This window comes from Nitrospira sp., from assembly GCA_024760545.1.
In the GTDB taxonomy this organism is placed as follows: domain Bacteria; phylum Nitrospirota; class Nitrospiria; order Nitrospirales; family Nitrospiraceae; genus Nitrospira_D.
This window is the reverse complement of record CP060501.1, coordinates 4,430,307-4,452,865: the sequence shown is the minus strand read 5'-3', so window position 1 is coordinate 4,452,865 and position 22,559 is coordinate 4,430,307. Positions and strand designations below refer to the sequence as shown.

Annotated in this window: 26 protein-coding genes; 13 read left to right on the top strand and 13 right to left on the bottom strand. The window is 53.3% G+C overall.

Annotated elements, in window-relative coordinates:
• Nucleotides 1-138 precede the first annotated feature (138 nt).
• The 6 genes from H8K03_21215 to H8K03_21190 all read right to left on the bottom strand — a co-directional run bounded on the left by H8K03_21215 (nucleotide 139) and on the right by H8K03_21190 (nucleotide 7,595).
• A complete protein-coding gene (locus H8K03_21215) occupies nucleotides 139-2,169 on the bottom strand; it encodes a cadherin-like beta sandwich domain-containing protein (protein UVT20255.1) in 2,031 nt (676 codons plus the stop codon).
• Between the two features lie 1,082 nt (nucleotides 2,170-3,251).
• Complete coding sequence (locus H8K03_21210; GenBank protein UVT20254.1) at nucleotides 3,252-3,467, bottom strand: hypothetical protein; 216 nt, start codon at nucleotides 3,465-3,467, stop codon at nucleotides 3,252-3,254.
• Between the two features lie 152 nt (nucleotides 3,468-3,619).
• Complete coding sequence (locus H8K03_21205; GenBank protein ID UVT20253.1) at nucleotides 3,620-4,033, bottom strand: hypothetical protein; 414 nt, start codon at nucleotides 4,031-4,033, stop codon at nucleotides 3,620-3,622.
• Between the two features lie 488 nt (nucleotides 4,034-4,521).
• On the bottom strand, nucleotides 4,522-4,854 hold the full coding sequence (locus tag H8K03_21200; GenBank protein ID UVT20252.1) for a hypothetical protein: 333 nt from the start codon (nucleotides 4,852-4,854) through the stop codon (nucleotides 4,522-4,524).
• Nucleotides 4,855-5,364: 510 nt separating this feature from the next.
• Complete coding sequence (locus H8K03_21195; protein ID UVT20251.1) at nucleotides 5,365-5,580, bottom strand: hypothetical protein; 216 nt, start codon at nucleotides 5,578-5,580, stop codon at nucleotides 5,365-5,367.
• A 1,736-nt stretch (nucleotides 5,581-7,316) separates the two neighbouring features.
• Nucleotides 7,317-7,595: a hypothetical protein gene (locus H8K03_21190; GenBank protein UVT20250.1), complete on the bottom strand. Its 279-nt coding sequence runs from the start codon at nucleotides 7,593-7,595 to the stop codon at nucleotides 7,317-7,319.
• Nucleotides 7,596-8,155: 560 nt separating this feature from the next.
• On the opposite strand from H8K03_21190, the gene H8K03_21185 reads away from it, so the two are divergent.
• The 3 genes from H8K03_21185 to H8K03_21175 are packed head-to-tail and all read left to right on the top strand — an operon-like array spanning nucleotide 8,156 to nucleotide 11,853.
• Complete coding sequence (locus H8K03_21185; protein UVT20249.1) at nucleotides 8,156-8,584, top strand: hypothetical protein; 429 nt, start codon at nucleotides 8,156-8,158, stop codon at nucleotides 8,582-8,584.
• Between the two features lie 15 nt (nucleotides 8,585-8,599).
• Nucleotides 8,600-10,138, top strand: coding sequence for an AAA family ATPase (locus H8K03_21180; protein UVT20248.1), 1,539 nt, complete (start codon nucleotides 8,600-8,602; stop codon nucleotides 10,136-10,138).
• A complete protein-coding gene (locus H8K03_21175; protein ID UVT20247.1) occupies nucleotides 10,135-11,853 on the top strand; it encodes a response regulator in 1,719 nt (572 codons plus the stop codon). The genes H8K03_21180 and H8K03_21175 overlap by 4 nt, the downstream gene beginning before the upstream one ends.
• A gap of 469 nt (nucleotides 11,854-12,322) precedes the next feature.
• Here the strand turns inward: H8K03_21175 and H8K03_21170 are convergent, their stop codons facing one another.
• Genes H8K03_21170 through H8K03_21160 form a run of 3 tightly spaced genes read right to left on the bottom strand, consistent with a single transcriptional unit; the run spans nucleotide 12,323 to nucleotide 13,406 of the window.
• Nucleotides 12,323-12,721, bottom strand: a complete 399-nt coding sequence (locus H8K03_21170) for a hypothetical protein (GenBank protein ID UVT20246.1) — start codon at nucleotides 12,719-12,721, stop codon at nucleotides 12,323-12,325.
• A 24-nt stretch (nucleotides 12,722-12,745) separates the two neighbouring features.
• Complete coding sequence (locus H8K03_21165; GenBank protein ID UVT20245.1) at nucleotides 12,746-13,150, bottom strand: YtxH domain-containing protein; 405 nt, start codon at nucleotides 13,148-13,150, stop codon at nucleotides 12,746-12,748.
• Nucleotides 13,151-13,172: 22 nt separating this feature from the next.
• Nucleotides 13,173-13,406: a hypothetical protein gene (locus H8K03_21160; protein UVT20244.1), complete on the bottom strand. Its 234-nt coding sequence runs from the start codon at nucleotides 13,404-13,406 to the stop codon at nucleotides 13,173-13,175.
• 581 nt (nucleotides 13,407-13,987) lie between these two features.
• On the opposite strand from H8K03_21160, the gene H8K03_21155 reads away from it, so the two are divergent.
• The 10 genes from H8K03_21155 to H8K03_21110 all read left to right on the top strand — a co-directional run bounded on the left by H8K03_21155 (nucleotide 13,988) and on the right by H8K03_21110 (nucleotide 19,758).
• Nucleotides 13,988-14,392, top strand: a complete 405-nt coding sequence (locus H8K03_21155) for a DUF5009 domain-containing protein (protein UVT20243.1) — start codon at nucleotides 13,988-13,990, stop codon at nucleotides 14,390-14,392.
• Nucleotides 14,386-15,105, top strand: coding sequence for a hypothetical protein (locus H8K03_21150; GenBank protein UVT20242.1), 720 nt, complete (start codon nucleotides 14,386-14,388; stop codon nucleotides 15,103-15,105). The genes H8K03_21155 and H8K03_21150 overlap by 7 nt, the downstream gene beginning before the upstream one ends.
• A 282-nt stretch (nucleotides 15,106-15,387) precedes the next feature.
• Nucleotides 15,388-15,627 carry a hypothetical protein gene (locus H8K03_21145; protein UVT20241.1) on the top strand — a complete coding sequence of 80 codons (240 nt, stop codon included), beginning with the start codon at nucleotides 15,388-15,390 and terminating at the stop codon, nucleotides 15,625-15,627.
• A gap of 270 nt (nucleotides 15,628-15,897) precedes the next feature.
• The gene (locus H8K03_21140) at nucleotides 15,898-16,086 is read left to right on the top strand and encodes a hypothetical protein (GenBank protein UVT20240.1); all 189 of its coding nucleotides are present in this window, start codon (nucleotides 15,898-15,900) and stop codon (nucleotides 16,084-16,086) included.
• Nucleotides 16,087-16,094: 8 nt separating this feature from the next.
• Nucleotides 16,095-16,412, top strand: a complete 318-nt coding sequence (locus tag H8K03_21135; protein UVT20239.1) for a hypothetical protein — start codon at nucleotides 16,095-16,097, stop codon at nucleotides 16,410-16,412.
• Nucleotides 16,413-16,611: 199 nt separating this feature from the next.
• Nucleotides 16,612-16,872, top strand: coding sequence for a hypothetical protein (locus H8K03_21130; protein UVT20238.1), 261 nt, complete (start codon nucleotides 16,612-16,614; stop codon nucleotides 16,870-16,872).
• 277 nt (nucleotides 16,873-17,149) lie between these two features.
• Nucleotides 17,150-17,332 carry a hypothetical protein gene (locus H8K03_21125; protein ID UVT20237.1) on the top strand — a complete coding sequence of 61 codons (183 nt, stop codon included), beginning with the start codon at nucleotides 17,150-17,152 and terminating at the stop codon, nucleotides 17,330-17,332.
• Between the two features lie 178 nt (nucleotides 17,333-17,510).
• On the top strand, nucleotides 17,511-17,930 hold the full coding sequence (locus H8K03_21120) for a response regulator transcription factor (protein UVT20236.1): 420 nt from the start codon (nucleotides 17,511-17,513) through the stop codon (nucleotides 17,928-17,930).
• A gap of 252 nt (nucleotides 17,931-18,182) precedes the next feature.
• Nucleotides 18,183-18,722, top strand: coding sequence for a DUF4142 domain-containing protein (locus tag H8K03_21115; protein ID UVT20235.1), 540 nt, complete (start codon nucleotides 18,183-18,185; stop codon nucleotides 18,720-18,722).
• Between the two features lie 550 nt (nucleotides 18,723-19,272).
• Nucleotides 19,273-19,758: a hemerythrin domain-containing protein gene (locus H8K03_21110; protein UVT20234.1), complete on the top strand. Its 486-nt coding sequence runs from the start codon at nucleotides 19,273-19,275 to the stop codon at nucleotides 19,756-19,758.
• A gap of 341 nt (nucleotides 19,759-20,099) precedes the next feature.
• Here H8K03_21110 and H8K03_21105 read toward each other — a convergent pair whose 3' ends face one another.
• The 4 genes from H8K03_21105 to H8K03_21090 form a co-directional block, all read right to left on the bottom strand.
• Complete coding sequence (locus H8K03_21105) at nucleotides 20,100-20,423, bottom strand: 4a-hydroxytetrahydrobiopterin dehydratase (protein ID UVT20233.1); 324 nt, start codon at nucleotides 20,421-20,423, stop codon at nucleotides 20,100-20,102.
• A 552-nt stretch (nucleotides 20,424-20,975) separates the two neighbouring features.
• The gene (locus H8K03_21100; GenBank protein ID UVT20232.1) at nucleotides 20,976-21,287 is read right to left on the bottom strand and encodes a hypothetical protein; all 312 of its coding nucleotides are present in this window, start codon (nucleotides 21,285-21,287) and stop codon (nucleotides 20,976-20,978) included.
• Between the two features lie 68 nt (nucleotides 21,288-21,355).
• Entirely contained in the window at nucleotides 21,356-21,805 is a 450-nt protein-coding gene (locus H8K03_21095) for an SRPBCC family protein (GenBank protein UVT20231.1), read from the bottom strand.
• A 38-nt stretch (nucleotides 21,806-21,843) separates the two neighbouring features.
• Nucleotides 21,844-22,512 carry a PRC-barrel domain-containing protein gene (locus H8K03_21090; GenBank protein ID UVT20230.1) on the bottom strand — a complete coding sequence of 223 codons (669 nt, stop codon included), beginning with the start codon at nucleotides 22,510-22,512 and terminating at the stop codon, nucleotides 21,844-21,846.
• Nucleotides 22,513-22,559: the final 47 nt, after the last annotated feature.

Genomic DNA, 22,559 nt, shown 5'->3' with positions numbered 1-22,559 from the left:
CGGTGATGAAGACCGACCCATGTCAGTACGTATGCCTGCTGATCGTTGTTACAGAAAATGGAAAGAAACGTGTTAATGGGAGAAGAGTCTCATGAGTGTATGGCCCGAGCTGGTCGGATATATGCGTAGCAAGTTGCATTAGTCATCTTCCTTATTTTTGTTGTTTCCATTTCCGTTATTTCCTCCATTCCCATTGTTTCCTCCATTTCCTCTGTTACTCCCGTTCCCCCGGTTGCCGCCATTATTGTCCTCGTCTCCATTGGCCGCACGATTTACGGTGATGGAATAGGTCTTCGAACTGCCATTCGCAGCGGTCACCGTGATGGAGACAGAAGTACTGGTTCCAGCTCCGTTTAATGGAATGGTGGCTTGTCCTGTGGAAACCCCTGTCCCGGCGCTCACTGAGCCGGACAGCACGGCATTCGCGTCGGCCTTCGTAGCCGAAAGGTTCATGCTCGTGACATCGCTGGCTACATCTGTGGTGTAGTCCTCTCTGCCCGCTGCAAAGGAAGGCGTTAAGGACCCTGGCGAGACAGATAGGGCTGACAAGTTGTTGTTGCTCGATGACGAGGCTCGGGCCACGGTGATTCGGTACGTCTTGGAGCTGCCATTCGAGGCAGTGACCGCGATCAACACAAGAGTCGCTGTCCCCTCCCCACCGAGTTGTATGGTTGCTTGGCCGGTGGCTGTTCCTGCTCCGGCTGTCACGTCTTCAGATATCACCGCATTGGCATCGGCTTTGGTTGCAGCGACATTCACGCTGGTGACGGAGTTTGCCACGTTCACCGTGTAGGTCAGAGTGCTTGGTACAAACGCAGGAGCCAAAGAGCCTGGAGATACGCTCAAGGCCGACAGGTTGTTGTTCCCACCCAATGCGGCACGATCGACTTCCACCGTATAGGTCCTCTGAGTTCCGTTCTGCGCCGTCACCACTATATTGATCAGGGTACTCAACCCCGCTGCACGCAATGTAACGGGGCGAGCCTGGCCAGAGGTGGTGGGTGTCCCGTTCACCGTCATAGTGGAACTAGAATTTTGAAGTGCAGGCGTCACCGTGACGGTAGTGACATCGGGTGTCACACTCACAGAGTAGTCTTCCGTACCGGAATTGAAGACAGGAGATAAGGAACCGGACGACACTGTCAACGCTGAGAGGTTGTTGTTCCCAACGAGAGCGGCACGCAGCACGTTCACAGAATAGGTTTTGGAGGGGCCGCTCTGAGAGTTCACGATGATATTGATAAAGGTATTTGCTCCCGGCCCGTTCAACGTAATGGCTCGAGCCTGACCTGAGTTCGTGGCTTGGCCATTCACGGTCATGCTTGCTGCGCTATCTTGCACGCTGGGGGTTACCGTCACGCTGTTCACGGTACTTGCCACATTGATCGTGTAGCCGACGGTACCGGCGCTGAAAGGGGGGGTTAACGCTCCCGGTGAGATGGTCAGACTCTGCAAATTGTTATTGTTTGACACTCCACGGCTCACCATCACCAGGTAGGCTTTGTCATTGCCGTTCTGGGCTGTCACGATAATCGTGATGCTCGTGCTTTGGCCCGGGTCATTCAGGGTGATTGCACGGGCTTGACCAGAGAGCGCGGCCTGTCCATTCACGGTCATCGTTGCAGCAGGATCCGACAGTGTGGAGGTGACATTGAGGCTTCCGACGTTGTTGGCAACACTAACGGTATAGGTTTGCACGTTCGCATCGAATGCGGGAGCCAGTGCTCCAGAGGAAACCCCCAAGCTCTGTAATGAGTTGTTTCCAACTAGTCCTGCTCTGATCAGACGGATAGTATAGGTTCTCGAATTATTGGGTGATTCTGAAACTACAATATTGACGACGGTCGTTTGCCCGGCCGGATCGAGGGTGATGGTACGACTTGTCGTCGCGTGACCATTAATCGTCACGGTATCGCCCGAGACTGCCGCTTGGGCGGTGACGGTCACAGTCGTAATGTCGTTGGTCAGATCGACGCGGTATGAGGTTGTTTCGCTGCTAAACCCCGGTTGAAGTGTGCCGGGGCTGACGGTCAGCCTGCTGAGTTCCACTGCTGGGTTAACGGACGCCGAGTCGCCACACCCAGAGGCGCTCAACCCGAGTGCAACAAGAAAAGCGGCGGCTAGATACTGTCCAGCACCGGCGAGTAATGGATGCGTGATTCGAACCATGGGCCTTTATGAAGTCATGAAGGAATAAAGCTATTCAACCCGCGACAAGTCCATCTATGAATAAGTCTAGATTCGCAAGGAAGTAGGGATACCCCTAGGCCGTATCGATGCAGGTATGCACCTGAACGCAATAATGGAGGAAGCAGCTTTATGCTTCGATGTGGCGGCCTCACTTGAATAGCACACGAGCAAGCGAGCGTTAGACCGGCTCCTCACTCTGTGCAAAGACGGTCCTGCACAGTAAGTCTTATGGTCTCAGCTACTGAAGCATTGCCTCACCCCATGACGGATGGACGGTATACCAATATTGCTTCAGGGGGTTAGCCGGCTCACCGTAGTGTGAGCAACTGGTTCTTCAGATGGCTTGAATGAAAGACCGAGGCGGGTAAGCGGTGCCCTAATTTCACGTAGCGTATGTTCTCCAAACCTCCTATTGATCAACACCTATTGATCAAGATTTGATGTTCGGTCGTATTGCTCTAAACGAATCGGACGGGATGATCATCCTGGTTTGGTCATGAATGGCGCGATCTTGGAGAGTATCTCCACGCAATAGTATTCGATCATGAGGGCTCATCCTTCGTGAGCGCTCTGTGCTGGGCAATGGCGGCGAGAATGTGTTCACAAGCTACGGAGAATGTTTTCACTTCTTTCGCCAGTTGCATTGGGTGCCTCCTTTCCCGAGCATAAACGACGCAGCATTCTGCCAGAATCGGTAATGGAGTCAATCCGGAGGCCTGACCGCTGAGTGAGAGTGAAGTCCCGGAGAGGCGACCCGATATGATTCAGTTAATAGAGAAGACAGCGCCGGAGATGGGCGAGCCTAGGTGATCGTTAACAATCGGTCAGAGGGAAATAGGAACCGTTCATTTACCTTGATTAGGAGTTCTTTCATCTTGATATACCCGGTGCTTCAGAGTGGTAATACTGGGTTAGGGAACCATTGCCATTCCTGATGGGATGCGAAGCTCTTCCCATGCGCCTCCATTTTGACCGCCTCTGTGATATTGGGATAGAGGTCGGGACCTCCTTCACGATGTTGTCCATTAGGTATCCCCCCACCAAAATGGAAGGGGCAACGGCTAAATACAATTAGCATCAATCAATCGCTGTCCAGTTTCGAGCGCTTTGGCATGGGCTTCCTTTTCAGATTGGCTGGGTACGCCAATCGTCTGTATCGCCTGCGGATCGTCAGTCTCGTTCGATGCCGCTGGCCAGATAGTCGTGATGAGCAGCCAGTTGCTTCCCATATGACGCACCGCAGTGGAAATCTTTCTTCCTTTGTATAAGGTTTCCATGTCTCACTCCATCAGCGTGAATCAATGTTGTTTTGTGTTTAGCTAATCTCGCCGCGACAGCCTCTTCTGCGGTTTCCCAGCATTGAACGACTTGAGCTTCAGACTCATTGATCCATTGTAAATCTGGAAGCGAGGTAGGCCTTCGCCGGTTTCTACGGCACGACCTCGGCGTTGTCAGACGAATTCAGCAGATAGAGGGTTTCGTTCTTGATAAAGAATCGATACGGGTGCTCGCCGACGTAGCTGCCCTTTAGATTCTTCGCATCGATGCCCACCTGCACAAGATAGCCAAACACCGGAGAAGGGTTTTTCGTCCCCGAGATGCGCACGTACCCCTTCTGTGGCTCTCCGAAGAATCGATAGTAGGCGGTGTACGGATCAAACAGCACACCTTGCATATAATCCTTCACGGCCTCCTGATAGATTGTTCGAGCAGGGACTTTGCCATAGTCCGCTCTCGCGATCTGTTCAGGAGTGACAGGGGGGATGGATGTAACGCACCCGAGGGTCAAGAGCAGGAGGAGGGCCGGGAGTGTTTTGAAGTAGGACTTCAACAGGACGAACATTGCTGCTCCTCGCAGAATTCAGGGTGTCTCTGTTGCGTAGCTGATTAATACTAGACCGCCTCCTCGCCATTCCCAGCTTCGCCAAGCAATTCAATATCACCCAGCCGTGCTTTTGGGACAACCTGACCTGCTGCTCTGCCCTCGTTCCGAGAACCAAACCACCAGCTTTACTTGGCGGTCCGACAGCCCGGGTGGTTGCAGGCACACGCATTACCCTCGGTGCGGCCAGTGCGGCATTCGTCGGAGCAAAATTCTTTTCCCGCCTTAGCGGGACATTTACACTGAGGATGGGCGCATTGCTTTTCGGTCATGATTGTCGCCTCAATGCGTACGCTGCAACGTCGTCGTATGGCCTTAGCCGGTCACATAGGCCTTGTCCAGGTCACCCGCAGCAACACTTTGTCCAGCTGGTACTGTCAGAACCTGAACGCACTTAGGCGTCGCAGCAAGACCTTAGGGGCTCACTATATAAACCTTAGACTCTGGTGCTAGTTTCTGATCGTATCGATGACATCCTTTCTCGTTGACCCCCCGGTGGATGGATAGACATCACCGTTGGAGCCGACATCCTCGATGACATCCTTTCTTTTCTCCTTTCCGGGTGTCATGCTGTCGGGCTGCGCCCCTTTCTTCGGGACTTGCTCCATGACATCCACTCTCTCCTGACTTCCCGCTTCCTTCCTGCTCTTGGACGCCGCATTCTCCTTTGTGCTCCCCTTGTTTCCCTGTGGGTCAGCAGCGAAGCTGTCGAAAGGGCTCAAGATTAGGGTTGCAGCCAGCATCGACAAGAATCCAACTGTTACTAGGTTCTTTCCTCTCATGACATCCTCCCCTTTCTAGTGAGACTGGTCTAGACACCGAACAGCCATCTGATCCATCCCAGATTGGACAGAAACAAGTAGCCTTCACAAACTCACGTCGTGACCTGCGACGACTTAAACGCAGGTTGCTTACTTTAGAATAGTTCTATGCGGTGAGAGCATCCTACTAGGAAAACACATAGTGGCTAGTTCGTCACGATCATCGAGCTCACCCATGAATTTCTGAACGCCAAGGTCATTGCCGTTTCTGGGATGGACGGTGAGCGGAGTGTGCTCAGTACTGCCAGGCTATTGGGAGCCCGTCACACCCTTCGCAAGCCCTTTGGCATGGAGGAAATGCTCAGCATGATCCGGTATGGTTTTGATCCTGGTGTTGCAATGGAGCACTTTCCCTGAGGGCGGACGGGTGCGCCGGTTTGGTTGGGTGGCTGGCGAGGGGATGAGTAGTACAGTAGGTTGCAACTTGTGGCCCCCTGTTGCAACGGTTTGAGACCGCAGTCTTGGGCAGTACTACTTTTCTCTCTTCAAGTGATCGACAACTTGATTCACGATGTCGTTCCTTAACGCAATTGCATCAACCGAAACGTTCAAAATCTTCTCACAGAAAGGACAGACCATGCTTGCGCCGATCCATTTCTTCTGATTGCCCTGGTGGATAGGAAGCTGCTCAAAACTGACCTTTTGTAGAACCTGATTGCAGTGAGGGCATTTGCCTGTGTGACTCATGGTCATCTCTCCTGTTTCTAGCCGAAATACTACGGATAGGGCACGGAAATGTACATACTTACATGCTCGGCGTCAATATTTGTGTGTAGGTAGGACTTTTCAACACTTTCTATTCCGAATGAACAATGGGGGCTGCTTGCGGAAACGAATCCAGCATTTGCTAACGTACCCATTACCAAACGACTATTTGTGTTCACGGGCCGTCAGCCGTTTTGGCCCTTCTACGCGGCTTCTCCTACACCGACAACTGGAATGAATGCCACTGATGCTGTCATGTCTGCAATTATATGTTCTTCTGTTTGGGGCAGAGCTTGCTGGGCCCAAGTTTCTAAACGTATAGGACCTTATACACGAGTACCGCAACACGTTGATTGAGACAACCGTGGAAAGTGGAAGACGCCCGCTGAAATATATTGGAGCGTGTCAGGCTGGAGACAAGGCAATGGATCTTTGCATTAGCGGGTATTATGAGATGGGTACGGGGTGAACAGTTCGGGTTGAAACGCGGGCCTAGCAGGAAACGCACTCTATTTGCTGGAATGACAATTTCTTCAGAAAGGATCGGGAGAGCTACCAGGCTACGATAAGACTCTCGCACCTATTCACTTCTGCTGAGAATTCCTTTGTTACCAGTTACTCCCTCCAACTCCGCCATTTAGATATAACTATGTACGTTAGTCCGAGAATGGCTCCCACCAAGAACGGCTCGATAATCCATGGCATCATACAGTCACCTCTTTTCCATGTCATCACTGTTACAAAGCACATGGCTGTCGATTGCGATTGACACGAACAAGGCCCCGCCAATTCCTATGACTAAGGATGCCACTTTAATATACGTTTTTAACTTTCGAGTACATTCAGGAAGATCCCACACGATCTCGCCCCTAAAGCGGCTCAAGCAATTGTTGGCTTGGCCACGCGACAAATGTGAGAACTTTTTAGATGATACTCGCACCTTGTGCAAAAAGCGAATGGCTACCCGGCACGTAGCCCGTCTGGTTCGTAGGGCAACTCTCCATTCTTGTGTCTGACGTCCCCGCCCGCGATGACACGCAACCAGACGTGGCTGCAAGTGGTCCGCTATTTCGGTAAGAAACGCTAGACCTACATCAATCTCGCCTATAGCGATCAAGTGATCGAGGGTTCGCCACAGAACGCCATCCACGCCGTGCCGATCCAATCCTGGGCAAGTCGATAAGGGCCGGAACTAACCACTCTATCGTTCCGGAAACCACCTTCCACCAAAGATTCCGCCGCGTGTCTCTCCCGCACCCTGACAAAACATTGACGGATTCAACCCTTGCGCACCGTCAAGCGTATGACACTTTCTACCCACGTTATATTACGTATAGCGTAAATACGTGCACTATTGAATAGCACGATTTGGTGCAGCTCTTGCTTATGTTTGTCATCAGCTGTGAACGCAATCAACCTGGGAGGGATCAATGGAATGTCCGAAGTGCAAAGGGATGATGATGCTAGAACGGTTCTCAGATTTCTTTCTCGCGTTTTATGCATGGAAATGCCTCAATTGCGGGGCCATTATTGATCGCACCATTTCGAATAATCGCCACAAGAGTCTGTCTGCCCAAGGATCTCAGGCCGTTGCCGTGCGCTAAAAGATCTTAGCGCGGAACTTGAGGCGCTCCAGTTCTTGGTCATGCAGGCTGCACTGAATTTAGTGCAAGACAGAGCGTTGTTCCTAGAAAGTAGCGGTACTATTTTGTGCTGTTCTATCTCCTGATATAGGCTCTGACCAGGTCTCCCACCACCACTTTATCCAACTTGGTGTTCTTGTCGACATGGACCCTGTACGTTTTGCCGTCGTCATCTTTGATGGAATAATACTCCCCTTCGATTTTCATCAACGTCCCCTTGACCATGTCTTTCGCCAGGCGCTCTTTAATTGTGGGACTGACCTCTTTCTCAGCCATGGGAGTGGCCGCGTAGGCCATCCCTATGCCGGAGCCCAACAGTCCAACCACCAGTACCGATAGTAATGTGGTTTTCATAGGTACCTCCGTTCGTGTTGAATCATTCTCTCAGGAGGCTATCGACTCGGGCACTAGGAAAACATGACAGAGGGCTACTGAAAGAAGGCGGACATTTGGGGGAGTATTTGTAGTACAGGTTAAATCCAAAAGTTGGACCGTTCTTTCAAAAGAGCCCACCCTAATGACCTCGATAGGCTTGATACTAGGGAAACGCTTAGGACGATGATGAACGAGGGAGGTGAGCAAGGATTATAACATTTCTACAAGGCCCTGGACGGTATCGGGGCATTCCCTCTGACCGGTTGTTCACGAGGGCGTAAGCTGGCTTTGCGAGGTTGATCGATTGCTGGATGTGATAGTGCCCCCGGTGGTTAGACCCTAGGTCTTCTACCAGGTTGCTTCAAATCTCGCCTCTTTATATGCTACTGCCCTTCCTCACTCTGCTGCTAACTAGGACGAAAGATTCCCGCATGACAAGATTTTCTCTCTTCAAGAAATTACCCGCGTGGAACACGCGGAGTACGTTGCAACAGTCCGCTCAACTAACCCACTCGCGAAGAATCATCGCGGGTTAGCGCATGCGAGACGACATTTCTACGAATGTAAAACAGTTTGCCCATCGACTCATTGAGTTTGAGACGGGTACGGCCACAGCTGCCAGCGTTGGCGACCACACATCACCGGCCTTTTGCGTCTGCGAAAAGCTACGCCAGCCTCTCTCACGCCTGGCCGGAGTGGCTGGTTTTCGGTCGCTCTTGTCCCGTGCGCTGGCGCTGGCCAGCGGCGAACTGCGCTGGTTGAAGGCCATCCACATCGCAGCCGATGGATCCTTGAAGGGCTGGGACGACACGCAGGCACAATTGTCGCCGCACGAGATCCGCGAAGGAGAGGTCCTGCTGGTCACTCAGTTACTCGGGCTTTTGGTGACGTTCATCGGCGAAGGGCTGACGATGCGCCTGCTCCTGGACGCATGGCCGGATGTGGCATTCGACGACAGGCAGGGGTAAACGAGAGGACAATCCATGAGAAAACCAGTCAAACCGACGGGACACGAACGGCCGGGGAAACCCCTCGACAAACGGGGGAAGGTGATCATCCGTAAGTTACCCACCGGCATTCCCGGGCTCGACGCGATCCTGGGGGGCGGCCTCCCGGAGTTTTCGTTCAACATCGTCGCCGGCGGGCCCGGCTGCGGCAAGACCACCTTTGCGCATCAGTTCGTGTTCGCCAATGCCACGCCGAAACGTCCTGCGCTCTATTTCACGATCCTCGGCGAGTCGGCTATCAAGATGCTGCGCTACCAGCAGCAATTCACGTTCTTCGATCAGACCAAATTGAGCGGCGCGATCAGCTTTATCAACTTGAGCCACGTCGTCCTCGAACAGAATTTGCCCACGGTGCTGCAGGCGATCGTGCGCGAAGTGGAGGCGGCCAATCCCAGCTTCGTCGTGGTCGATTCGTTTCGCACCGCGTTGCGGAAACAAACTGACGTGACCGAGATGGACGTGCAGTTTTTCGTCCAGCAGTTGGCCCTCCACCTGACCAGTTGGCAGGCCACGACGTTTCTGCTCGGCGAATATGTTGAGAATGAAGTCCAGGAGAATCCGATCTTCACCGTCGCCGACGGCCTACTCTGGCTCTCGCAAGTGACGGAACGCAATTCGGTCGTGCGGAAGATGCAAGTCATCAAGCTGCGCGGCCAGGCGTCCGTGCCGGGGCTCCACACGTTCCGTATCACCGAGGATGGGGTGCAAACCTTCTCGCGCACGCTGGGGTTGGCGGAACGAAAACCCCGACCGGAAAAACGTCCCCGCCTGTCTACCGGTATTCCTGCGCTGGACCAGATGATGGGCGGCGGCATCCCAACCGGGGACAGTGTCCTGGTAGCGGGAGCGTCCGGGACAGGCAAATCGGTGATGGCGGTCCAGTTCATTGCCGAAGGGCTGCGGCAAGGTGAGACGGCCATTATGGCGGTGTTTGAGGAACGCCCGGAGGACGTGAAGCGCCGGGCGAAGAACCTGGGGCACGACTTGGCCAAGGCCGAGCGAGATGGGACGCTCAAAATCCTCTACCTGCGCCCGTTGGACCTTTCGGTGGATGAAAGTCTTCAAGCGATCCTCGATGCGGTCAAAGAACTCGATGCCAAACGGCTGGTCATCGATTCTCTGGTCGGCTTCGAGATGGCGCTCGCGCCCGGGTTCCGCACCGACTTCCGCGAATCACTGTACCGGATGATGGCCACCGTGACGGGGGCCGGGGTGACCGTCTTCAACACGGTCGAATTGGACGAGAGCTTCACCGAATTTCGCTTCAGTCATTACATGGTATCCTTCCTGGCCGATGACATTATCCGGCTGCGGTACGTCGATATTGACGGCGTGCTCCGCCGCATCCTGGCTGTCGTCAAAATGCGTGATAGCCAGCACGGCAAAGATATCCGTGAATTTGAGATTACCGGGAAGGGGATCAGATTGACCGATACACGCCTCAACGAATATCGTGCGCTGATCACTGGCATTCCGGCGTATTGGAGAGCCGGGAGCCAATCGAAAGAGCCATGACAGAGCCGGAGCCCCAGAAAGATTCTTCGCGGGTCGTGCTTCCACCGGAACTTCGCCACTCCCTCATGGAGCGTTCCCCGGTGCCCATGGCCGAACTCAAGGGCGCCCAACACATCGTCCACTATGGCAACGCTGCCTTCTGCCTTTTGGTTGGAAAGGACCGGGATGCTCTTTTGGGAAGGCCTTTCAGCGAAAGTATTCAGGAAGGGGACCACTGTCTTACTGTCTTGGATCGCGTCTACCGCACGGGAACATCTGAAACGCACACCGAGTCAGAGCAGACAGAACCCCATCCGGTCTATTGGTCGTATGCAATGTGGCCCGTGCTGGATACCCATGAACGACCGGTGGGCGTCATGATGCAAGTCACCGAGACGACGCTATTTCATCAGCAGGCCACGGCGATGAATCAGGAGTTATTGCTCTCATCCGTACGCCAGCATGAACGCACGGAGGTCTCGGTCAAGCTGAACGATGAGCTGGAACAACGTGTGTCCGAACGCACGAAAGCCCTGGGGCAATCGGAGAATCGCCTTCGCCTGCTGGCGACGGAGCTGAACCTCGCGGAACAGCGTGAACGCAAGCGATTAGCGACCGAGTTACATGATTATCTAGCGCAACTGCTGGTCCTCTGCCGGATGACGCTCACGCAAGCAAGACGGACCGGCCTCCCGTCCAATAGCGAAGCCCTGGTCAACCAAACAGAGGAAACCTTGGGGATGGCCCTGACGTACTGCCGAACCTTGATGGCCGAGTTAAGTCCACCGGTACTACAGGAGCGAGGATTGCCCGCCGGTCTCACGTGGTTGATCGACAATATGAAGCGACACGAGTTGACTGTTACCCTCGACGTGAAGCAGGGAGGCGACCTGCCACTGACTCAAGATCGCGCCGTACTCTTGTTCCAATCAGTCCGGGAGTTACTGATCAACGTCGCAAAACATGGCATGGTGAAGCGGGCCACTGTTCAGATGACGTACGAAGGTGGATTGCTGCGCCTGGCCGTGCACGATGACAACGGGTTTGATCTGTCTGCAGCTGCTCTCTCCGAAAGTCCCTCCCCGCTGTCCTCGAAGTTTGGGCTGTTCAGCATCCGGGAACGAATGAAGGCGATGGGTGGCAGTTTCGATCTTCAATCAGAGCCGGGGGAGGGCACCACCGCGACGCTCACTTTGCCCGTCACAATGCGAACTGAAGTCGCGGGTATGAAAAGCGAGACGATAGAGAAGACGATCGATCATCAGCCGCCACCTAGCAACTCTTTTTCTGATCGCCGCATCCTCGGGAGTCAGTCCTCAGCATCAGAAACGCACGCGCCGATTCGCCTTCTTCTCGTGGACGATCAGCCCCTCATGCGGGAAGGCCTGCGAAGCATTGTGTCTGCCTATAAGCATTTGGAAGTGGTGGGCGAAGCGGGCGATGGACTCGCAGCTGTAGAACTCGCTCAGGAACTCCACCCCGATGTGGTCGTGATGGATATTAACATGCCGAAGATGGACGGCATCGAAGCGACAAAGCGCATCAAAGCACATCAACCACATATTGTGATTATCGGCTTATCGGTCCTATCATCACCGGATACGGGCCCAAGAATGAAAGCGGCGGGCGCGGCTGCCTATCTGACCAAAGAGAGTGCGGGAGATGCGCTGTGCCACGCTATCGACAAGGCCGTATCCTGCAAGAGGAAAACGACTCCGCCAGGCCTGTTCACATAACGTCTGATTACGACTTCGCAAACATAGGGCAATTACGCTCTTCATGGATAGAAATAGCCTTATTTCGCTGTTACTTCAGCTAGGAATACCTCTTCCTCCATTTTCCTAGTGTCGCATTCCTCAAAAGAGTCCCATGAGCATGACGGGGGCAGGGTGCGCCCATCATGCGAAGCTGTGGTGTATGAAGAAATTAGGAGGCGAGTGAACCCTGACATAAGTTGCTCACTTTATTCAAAGGGTAGCTTTGTTGAGTAGGTTGGAGATCGACGGACAATCTCCCGCGGAGGTCCTATGCCGCAGAGCAACAGTTCCCAAAAACTATGCTTTCAATTATGGAAGGAAGGAAAATCGGTCAGTAAGACTCAACGCTGGACGACCGCAAGGGACCAATTGCTTCCGACAGCCAATTATTGCTGGACCTTTTGAGCACCGACAAAGGCAGCCATCATCTCCAGACCTGACCACACACCTATTTGCCGCCGGCTTTAGGGGCGCTACCCGATGACCCCGTGCTATTCGAGCCTGATCCGGAACTAAACGTTGTTTCTCCCATCTTCACTGTGGGTGTGGTGTCCGTCGACCCCTTGATCGTCGTCTTACCCGTTTTCATATCGGGCATGTCTGCCGGTCCACCGAGAATAATGAGACCATTGATCCGCCCTCCCTGGCCCACTGATTCAGAATGAGGCTGGATGGAGCCGTCCGACCCAAGGTCTGCGTACACACCAGCCAGACTTTTTGATTCACTTTTCAAGGTGCTCTCGGCGGGGGTATCCCCTTTAGGTGGGTCGATCATTAGGGAACAGCCCGTGTTAAAAAGAATCACGCTCATCATGACGATAGAGGCGCCCATGTGTCGAATCGTCATAATCCTCTCTCTTTCTGTGCTGATTTACAGCGCTGAACGCCTCGGCTCGCGGACCATGTCTTGTGATCGTTTGGTCACTACTTTAGCCGTACGTCCGGCATCCTTCACCGTCTCCTGTCCTTGTTTTGCAAATTCACTGGTCGACTGTCCGGCATCCCCAAGGATCTCTTCTCCCACGTCATATGTCTCTTCAGCCCAATCCAGTAAATCATCCTTCACGCGATTGGCATAGTTGCACAGCATGCCACGCAGCTCGGTGCCCGATTGAGGCGCAAACAGCAGCGTAACACCAGTTCCAATCAATGCCCCAGCTATAAAATAAGACCATCCCATCACGTGCCCAGTACGCTCATAGTAATGGTTTCCGTTGTGCATCATAACGTCCTGTTCGGCGGTTAAAGACAAGGCAGAAGAATCGTGTTTATGCATGAGTGAACATTACTCATGCAAGTTACTCTCGCCTGGCAGTTGAACGACTAGGTAATGATTGCGATGTGAGATCGGCATTGTCCTGGATCGAATAATGCGTCAGTGCTCGGTTGATCGGAACCTTCTGACCAACCTTGAGTAGACAATACTCTAGAAGTTCTAGTTCGATGTGTGTCAGCTCCTCCACTTTGAGGGTACCGTCGAGCAAGCTTTCCGAGACGACCATAAATTGCCGTATCTCGTCGCGTATAATCATGAGGGAGCCGCTCTTTCTACACCGCTGACGGCGATCCTTATGGAAGCATTTCTAGAAGAGCGCCTTAGTTATGCATTCTCAAGGGTATGCTCTGAACTAGCAACTTCCCTAGTTTATGAGGCACCATCCCCGACGGAGATTTCTCTCGTCTCGCCGTTGAAGTTCTGGCGAAAGGAACACCCATGGGAATATCGGTTGGCTTGTTGCCTTCGCATTTAGCTCGTGAGTGTCACCGAGTCCTTCCACATGTCCGGCAGTTCACCCACGATCTCGCTATGCGGCTCCGCTCGTTTCTTGACTGCTTCATAGGACATTTTCAGAGGCGTAGCACCGTGAAGCGTTCCATTCGTTGATGACGCTCGCCCCCCGAGGGCGTATGAACCACTGATTCCAGAATGAGGGCGATCACCAGTGGGCAACCTTTAGTGGGCATGATTATCATCTGTCCGAGTAGTGACAGCGGTGCATGCTGATCTGCCGGGAGTCTCACGCCTCCAACTTTTTCGGTTTTGTGTTGCCCGCATCTATCACTATGCTCCTCAAGCGCTTTTAGGATTTGATTCAAACGGCTTAGGTACAACGTGTTCAAGAACACCCTCGCTCGTCAACAATCTATTCTATTTGGTGACAGCAGGCGCCTGATCTCACTGGATGCATTTCGCGGGGCGACGATTGCGGCGATGATTTTGGTAAACAACGGCAGCTTTGGACAAGAGACGTTCGCACCACTGCGACACGCGAAGTGGCACGACTGGACCTTCGCCGATCTTGTGTTTCCGTTTTTTCTTTGGATTGTCGGTGTGTCGCTGACCTTTTCGTTCACTCGGCGGATCGACGAGGGCGCCAACAAGCTTCAGCTGATGCTGCACATGCTGCGGCGCGCCGCATTGCTCTTTGGTCTCGGGTTGTTGTTGAACGGATTTCCAACCTATACCCTGGAGACGATTCACATTCCTGGCGTGCTGCAACGGATCGCGATTTGCTAGTCGGCGCTGCGATCGTCATTTATACGTCGTGGCGCGCCCAGGTGTACTGGATTATTGGGCTATCTACCGCCTACTGGTCCATGATGACTCTGATCCCCGTTCCCGGCCACGGTCCGGGCATATTGAATCCGATTGGGAATTTTGCGCAGTACATCGACAATCTACTCATGTCGGGACATCTGTATGCAAAGGTGTGGGACCCGGAGGGGCTTATCAGCACGCTGCCGGCGATTTCGAATCTCCTGTTCGGCACGCTGTGTGGGACGTTGTTGCAGCGTGAAGGATTGGACGCGCGTGAGAAGACGATTTGGGTGTTTGTGTGGGGTCTCGCATTAGTGTCGCTCGCGGTGTTTCTCAATTTCTTCATGCCGGTCAACAAGAAGCTTTGGACGCCGCCCTACGCGTTCCTGACTTCGGGATATGCGGCTCTCACATTTGCGTGCTGTTACTGGTTCATCGATGTGTCGAGGTGGAAAGACTGGCGCGGGTTGCTGGCGATTTATGGCGCGAACCCGATTTCGATCTATGTGATGTCCGTGTTGTTTGCCACGCTGCTCTCGTTGATCGGCGTTAGTACATTGCTGTACAAATCGTTTTTTGAGGTGATTGCCACGCCGAAGTTGGCGTCGCTGCTCTATGCAATGATGCACGTTTTGATGATGTATCTGGCGGCGTGGTTCTTATATATGCACCGGTTGTTTCTTCGGCTCTAGATGATGAGAGGCCATTTAGGACTCTCCCAAAATGAGGCTCTCTAGATAGCTCGGTTACATTTCCACGAAAACCTCCTCTTGCACCACCTTGATCCCTAATTCCCTTTATGGCCTAGTGCCCGCAGCGAATGGCCTCATCCCGTACGTCTATTTTTCTGCTTCAGAAAGATTCCGAATCTCCAACGCTCTGTGGTAGAACCGCACTGCTTCTCGTACGTCCTGGCGGCACTGAGAGGTATTCAGAGCCTGATACAAATGGTCCTGTGAGGGGTATCGTCGCGCATGTCTAAGGATGATTGTGTGGTCTGTGTCCTGATTGAAGAGTCCGCAGCAGCGCTCGAACGCTGGACCCAGAAGCATGGATCTTCTGAGGGAATCGAGCCGCTGCATCAACATGCAGACCCAACAGACTGTGCCTATTGGCGTGCCGGGTATCTCAAAGCGTTACAAGACATCCTATCCCTAATAGCCAGCCGAGAGGAACCGGGTAAGAAATTCGGGGCCTACAGTTTATTCCACTAGGGCGAGCGTTATCCGACGGACAAGAACACGGGCGTTTGATAGTCCTGAAGCTGTGCAAGGAAGATCCAACTCACTACGCCGCATAGCGACTTCATTCCATACCAATTACCATTTCCTACTGTGCTGCAAACGATCGGAGCATCCGGCCAATCCGAAAATGAAGCCCATACGACCGCACTCGAGGTTGTACAACAATTGATTAGTGATCACTACCTTTAAAAGCCTTGATTCTACATAATGGGCTGAGTGCTTTTTAATGGAGGACCGCAGGTGGATAACATCGTCCAGGTGAATCAGGACCTCTATCTCAACATTGTTGAGGCAGTGAAGATCGAGGCTCATGGTAAGAGCTTTCGCATCTCTATCAGAAACGGCAATGGGTCCCTCACGGAGTATTATTGCCATCCAGAAGCACCGGGGTACGAGAAACTGAAAATCCTCTTAACGAAAGCCAAATAGGACGTGCCATGCACGTCGAGATCAATATGAGCGACGATCGCATAGCATTAGACCTGGAAAAGAGACGAATCATACAAGATTCCCTTGAGAATCTGTTCCATGATGTCAAGATTGGGGGAGACTTCCTCACGCTCTTCGTCTTCAACAACGGCAAGGACAGTTGGCAATTGCAGTTCAATCGGGAGTTCTTGGACGATCTGCGCACCATAAGGAAACTTCAGCTCTATATGGAGAACACCGTTATCCCCGCTGTCCTAGCAAACCCAGCAATGCGAATTCGAATAGGTTCCGATGGAGGAATCACCATCGCCGAGAAACTGTCCTAAATTGCCTCATAGATCCAGCCCAACCTCCGGACTTCTCCTTGAGGTTTTTCTCTAATTGTCTAGAAATATTACGTACGCTTAAAATTTGTTGGCCTGGCGGAGGAGTCTTCAAGGACAACCGGGTTCTTTTCCTCACTGAACAGAGCACGGACCGCAACCGATGATGGGAGTGACTTGGTCCTAGGGCACGGAGGGAGCCATGGAGACCGGCTACAAAGGAAGAACCATCACGACGACGGCGGCTGTCGAGGGGCCCGGCAGCTGGACCGTTGAAACGCGGGTATGGCCGGCGCCGGAGGATGGGTCTGACCATCCCAAGACGTTACCGACCCTCGCCATCACTGCGCGATCCGAGGATGAAGCCCATGTGAGAGCCATCGAGGCTGGGAAGGCGTGGATTGATTCCAACTGGAAGCACTTCGGACCCGTGCCTGACGACAGTTTTCATCTACGTGCCTAGCGTCCTTTACCCGCAGCACCACCCCTGCGTGTGTATTTCTCGCCTCACCGTTTCCTTTTCTTCTGGTGCTGCCTAAGGGGTATGGAACCGTAACCCACAACGTGGGCAGGGTCCGCCGGCTTGAACTGATGATGCCTTATCGTCCCAGTATAATAATGTAGGAAACTCAGGAAATTCCTGATTGTTGATATGCCCTTCTGAGGCCTAATGTCTAACAGCCTGGATGGCCTAATCGCTCCTCCTAATCGCCCCTCATTGTGCAGGAGGATGTTCGTTCATGGAATCCATACGTGACGAGATCCGGCAATTTGCTGTCGCTTCGGAACGCTTGATCATCATCGGCACGAACCCTGACGATCTTAGTAAAAGAGAGCGAGAGACCATTCAACATTACCTCGCTATGCTTGCCGCGAAGTTTCCAGCTGTCTTAGGAGACGAATCTCCAACCTCTTCGTCTTGACGTGATCTTAGCGTTTTCTTCCGCCTGCTTGATCGTCAGCGCAATCGGCTGCCTTCCCTTTTCCCCTGACCACTTATTGGTCATATTCCCTCCCTAGGGTATGTCCGAGCACAATTCCCACTCGGAGTCCGCTAATCTCATGGAGTCTACGGATGTGTAACCTTCGGTCCAGATATCTATGGCTGTGCAACGCAAACCAGATTCCGTCAACACCAGGAGACGATCATTCCAGCCCGTTCGCGTGCTCGTGGTCGAGAACCATCGTCTCATCCGCCAGGAATTGCGGGACATGGTCAATTCCTCCGGTGAGTTCAGGGTTGTCGGCGAAGCAGAGAACGGGGAATTGGCCTGCGTGCTGGCGCAACAACTACAGCCAGATGTCATCCTCATGGATCGTGACATGCCCAGGATGAATGGCCTCGATGCCACGCGGTGGATCAAAACGACGCAGCCCCAGGTGATCATTATCGGGCTCTCAGTCTACCCAAGTGGCGCAGTCGCTCGTGACATGAAGGCCGCAGGCGCGTCGGCCTACCTGACGAAGGAAGCCTCGCCGGAGGACTTCTACCAGGCCATCCATTCCGCGCTCTTTAGGTAAAGCAGACTTCATCCTCTCTCGCCGCGTCTCACATATGTGAGAACATTCCTGGCCCTGGTCATGAACCCGTAGCTATGGTTCCGCGCCTTGCAGGTCGTGACGTCCAGCTGGGCATCTCGTTCCCCTAAGGGCCTTCCTAGTACGAAACCCAATCGCAGTCCGTCATGATGAACCAAGGCCATGTCATGCATGGTCGCCATGCATACTGGTCACCATGTCAATCCTTAGGCATCTCAGCATATGGAGGGCGCCATGTCTCATCCCATCGTATCGATCGTATGTGGAATTGCTGTAGTCGTTTCAACATCCTGGGCCATGGCCGCCCCGGACGTTCCCCCACAAACCACCGAAGCCTTCCTGCAAAAAGCCGCTGCTGGTCAGCAGCAGCACATCGACCTGGGTCAGATCGCTACACAGAAAGCCGAGAGTGAGCAGGTTAAACAGTTCGGCGCCCGGATGGTGGCTGATCATCAGAAGGCTCGGAAAGACGTTGAGCGTCTGGCCTCGAACGGAGGACTGCAGCTCGTAAACCAGTCGAGCGACTCGCTGACAGGGATGAAAGCTGAGCTCGATGCGGCGTCAGGCAAGGGGTTTGATCGCGCCTATATCACCCTGATGTTGCGGGAACATGCTAAGGAAATGAAGGAGCTCGAAAAACGTGCAGGCCAGGAGAAGAATCAAGAGGTTCGCCAATGGGTGGCTGACGCCGTACCCGTGGTGAAAGATCACCTCGCCCAGGCGAAAACCATCGCTTCTTCCCTGGGCGTTCCCGAAGAACACCTCGCAAAATAGCTGGGGCCTCAAGCGCCTGCCTCTCTTGCTGGGTTATGAAGGTGGATCAGCCGGAGGATTAACCGTTTTGAAGCATACGGTTACCAAGATGCCGACGCCCAAGAGGTGGCTAAATCCACGGATCGGCGTCACCCTCAAGTTCTGCAATGAACAAGTCCGCTTTCCTGGGAGGACGCAGTCATGCCTGCTAAGAAGCCATCCAAGCGCGACGCCAATAAGAGACACACGTGGAGGGCCTCCAGAGGCCCTGCTGTAAAGTCAGGAAACAAGCCGTTCCTCGATACAAGCCGCATACCTTGGTTTCCTATCATCCCAAAGACCGAAATGGACGCCTCGCCGTGACCCCTTAAGAATTTGAGTAACAAATGAAGCCGCGTACGGATGAACTGTTTGGAGAGAACTCAAGGGACGAGGTCAGATACGAATCGCGCCTGCCGTGCATTTGGGTGTCGAGGCATTGCTCCATCGGCCTTCCTATGCTCTTTCCTAGTAGGACGCCGGTCCGAAGTCGATTACGTTGAACAAGGATTATTCACAAAAGGAGGTCCCTATGGCAGGCAAAACAGCAGTCGTACCCGGCGTGATTGAGATGTTGAAAGAGGACCATGAGAAGGTGAAAGGGCTGTTCGAGGAGTTCGAATCGGTGGAAGGGAAGGAGCAAGCAGACATTGCCGCCACCACGATTATGGAACTCGAGGTCCATGCTGATTTGGAGGAGAAGCTCATCTACCCGGCAATTCGTGAGGCCATCGACGATGACGAACAAATGAACGAGGCGATCGAAGAGCACCATCTCGTTCACGTTCTCATCAAGGAGCTGAAGAAGCTCAAACCGAAGGATGAAGCCTTTCAGGCCAAGTTCAAAGTCCTGGGGGAGTTGGTGAAGCATCATGTCGAGGAAGAAGAAGGGGAAATGTTTCCAAAGGCACAGGAAGCCGGGCTCGACTGGGAAGCACTAGAGATGGCGGTGATGAAGCGCAAGGACACCGGGGTGAACAAGTTTACTAGGGGCAAGAAGCCCTTTGCCAAAGCCTAGTTACTCTAGGGCCGCTTTTCTCGAAACCATGAGAGAGAAGCGGCCCTTCCTACCGCTCCGTCACACGAGTACATACCTGGCTGATCGAACGACCGATTAAATTGGTGTCGGCGGAAGACGAGACCTATGTCAACCGTTCGATCCAGCGGACCTCTTAACGAACCGAACACCTACATCGAGGTCTTGGCAAACCGGAAAAGTGTGAAGACTCGTCCTGAACATTCGATGTGAATGAACTCCATTCCTCCTTCCTGCCAGGACAACCACCCTCATGCCTTTCAAGCCTGACGTTTGGCAGAGGCTCTCGGCTCACAGAGCTATGAAAAGATTACGCAAGCCGTTCAGCTTCCTCGATCTGGTCCTGGAAGGGCCATAGTTACAACTATATGGTCGATCTGTTGGGCAAGGTCAAAGTCGCGCGCACTGATACCGCCCACATCGTGCGTCGATAAGTGCACCTTCACGGTGTCATAGACGTTGAACCACTCCGGATGATGAGCAGCAGCCTCTGCTGCTTGCGCCACCTTTGTCATGAAGGCGAACGCCGTGACAAAATCTTTAAATTTATACTCCCTGTAGAGCTTTCCGTGATCTAAGGACCAATCGTTCAGGTTGTTTAAGCGATCTCTGATCTCCGGATCTGACAATTTCCGTACCGCTGTCATAGAAACCTCCATGAACTTCCAAGTGCCTGTGCGATCTCCCGATATGAGCGTCTCAGGATCATTGTAGGCAAAGCTGGATAGATAGGCGCCTAGCCGAAACCCCTGATGCTTTTGAGTGGGCATAGGCTCTTGCGAAGCGTAAGACAGGCCTCAACGATGGTGCATATCCATGCCCAACCATCCGTTCAAGCAATGGCAATTCTCCAACACGGTAGAGATTGGCATTTCGGATGGCATTGTCCGTATGCGCACGGCTCCTTGATTCGTCCTCGGCGCAACGCATACATGAGCGCCTGCATCGTCAGCGGCGCATTCCCTTCTGCCCGATTGTTGACGGCAAAAAGAAAGCTCCGTCCTCTTTCAAGAACGGAGCTTGTCGAACAGCGCAATGTTTATATCATGTCTTCGATAACGTTTCCGTCATCGGCTCACAACATTTCCACTGCTCTGTTCTATGATCATGCTATCGTCTGCCTGTCTCGACCGGTACTGGGAGGGCCCCTTGGTTTCTCTGGTGGTACCGTGCGCTCTCTTCACAATTAGTCAATACAGTCAATTCGCCCGCTGCAACGTCGTCGTATGGCCTTGATCCGTCACATACGCTTTGACCAGGTCGCCCAGCAGGACTTTGTCGAGCTTTGTGCTCTTGTCGACATGAATCTTTCGGTTGATACCATCCTCATCTCTTATGGAGTAATACCCTCCCTCGATCTTCATTAACGTCCCCTTGATCGCATCTTTCGTCAGTCGCTCTTTAATGGTGGGACTGGCTTCTTTCTCCGCCATAGGATCCGCGGCGTAAGTTACCCCGATTCCGGAGCCCAATAGTCCAACCACAAGCATCGATAGGAGTGCTGTTTTCATAGAACCTCCGTATATTGTTTTTCAGGCGAGTGTCATAACGAAACCTCTGAGAGCGCGTTCTTATTCGCTCAGCTCACATTCCCTCGCCAGGCACCGGTTGCTTGTCCACGCGACTCGATGAATTCCTTGAATCGCTTCAGGTCCCCTTCCACTCGCTGAGACACCACGCCCACGGCATCACCCGTTTTCTCGACCACCCCGTGGGGCTCATATTCGATGCGCAGGTTGATCTTCGACTTCCCCTCCGTGACTGGAGAAAAGATGACGATCCCTTCGTTCTTTGCTCCTTGTTGACTCCGCCACGCGATCCGTTGATCAGGTACCTGCTCGGTGATCACGGCATCCCATTCTTCCTGCTTTCCGCCAATACTGGCTTTCCAGTGCAGATGTTTGTCGTCGATCTGCCGGACTTGCTCGACCCCCTCCATGAACCGAGGAAAGTCCTCAAACTGGGTCCATTGATTATAGGCGGTCCGAACCGGAACATTCAGGTCAATGGATTTTTCTATGACAGACATCGTGAACGTCCTCCTGGTTTGATTATTATTGGATCAGATTACCGCTTGCTGCTCGGGTGATCCCCTTCATAACCGGGCGCGCCGCCGGGCGGAAGTGCCCTGGTCCCACTTGGACCACCACCCCCTACTTCGGATTCACCCATCGGACCCGCAGCGGCGGGGCGGTCGGTGCCTCCCGCGTCGGGAGCCATACCTTGCGGTTTTGGTTGCCTCCGAACCTTGTTGATCTCCTCCATATAGGTGGACGTGTCCGGAGACTTGTCTGTAGCCTGTGCCGCGTTGGTCGAGGGTTGCAGCTCCTCTTTCGTCGCATTCAATGTCAGCTGTCCCCCGCTTTGCTTGAATTGGCTCCATTGCAGCGGCAGTTGGTGTTTGGTGCCTTCTACCTCGAGGACCGCATATTCGACCCTTCCGGTCTTGGTATCCTTCAACAGTTTTTCGATCGTGCCCAGCGTCTCTCCTTTGGTGTTTTTGACCACCTGATCAAGCGCACTGCCCTTTTCATCGACTAAGGCACCGCGTGGGACTGGCACCACATCGTATTCCCCAACATTCCCTTGTTTTCCGGCCGTCATGTCAGTCGCCTGCTTTTCCATACGAGATTGCGGCGGCTTTGGTTTTGGATCCCCTTCCGCAAAGACCCAATTTGGCACGATCACCATCACGGTCACCGCCGTCATATAGTGCAGCATGTTGCGTATTTTCATCACCCACTCCTTCCTGTTGTGGCACATGTTGAATGTCGAGCAAACAG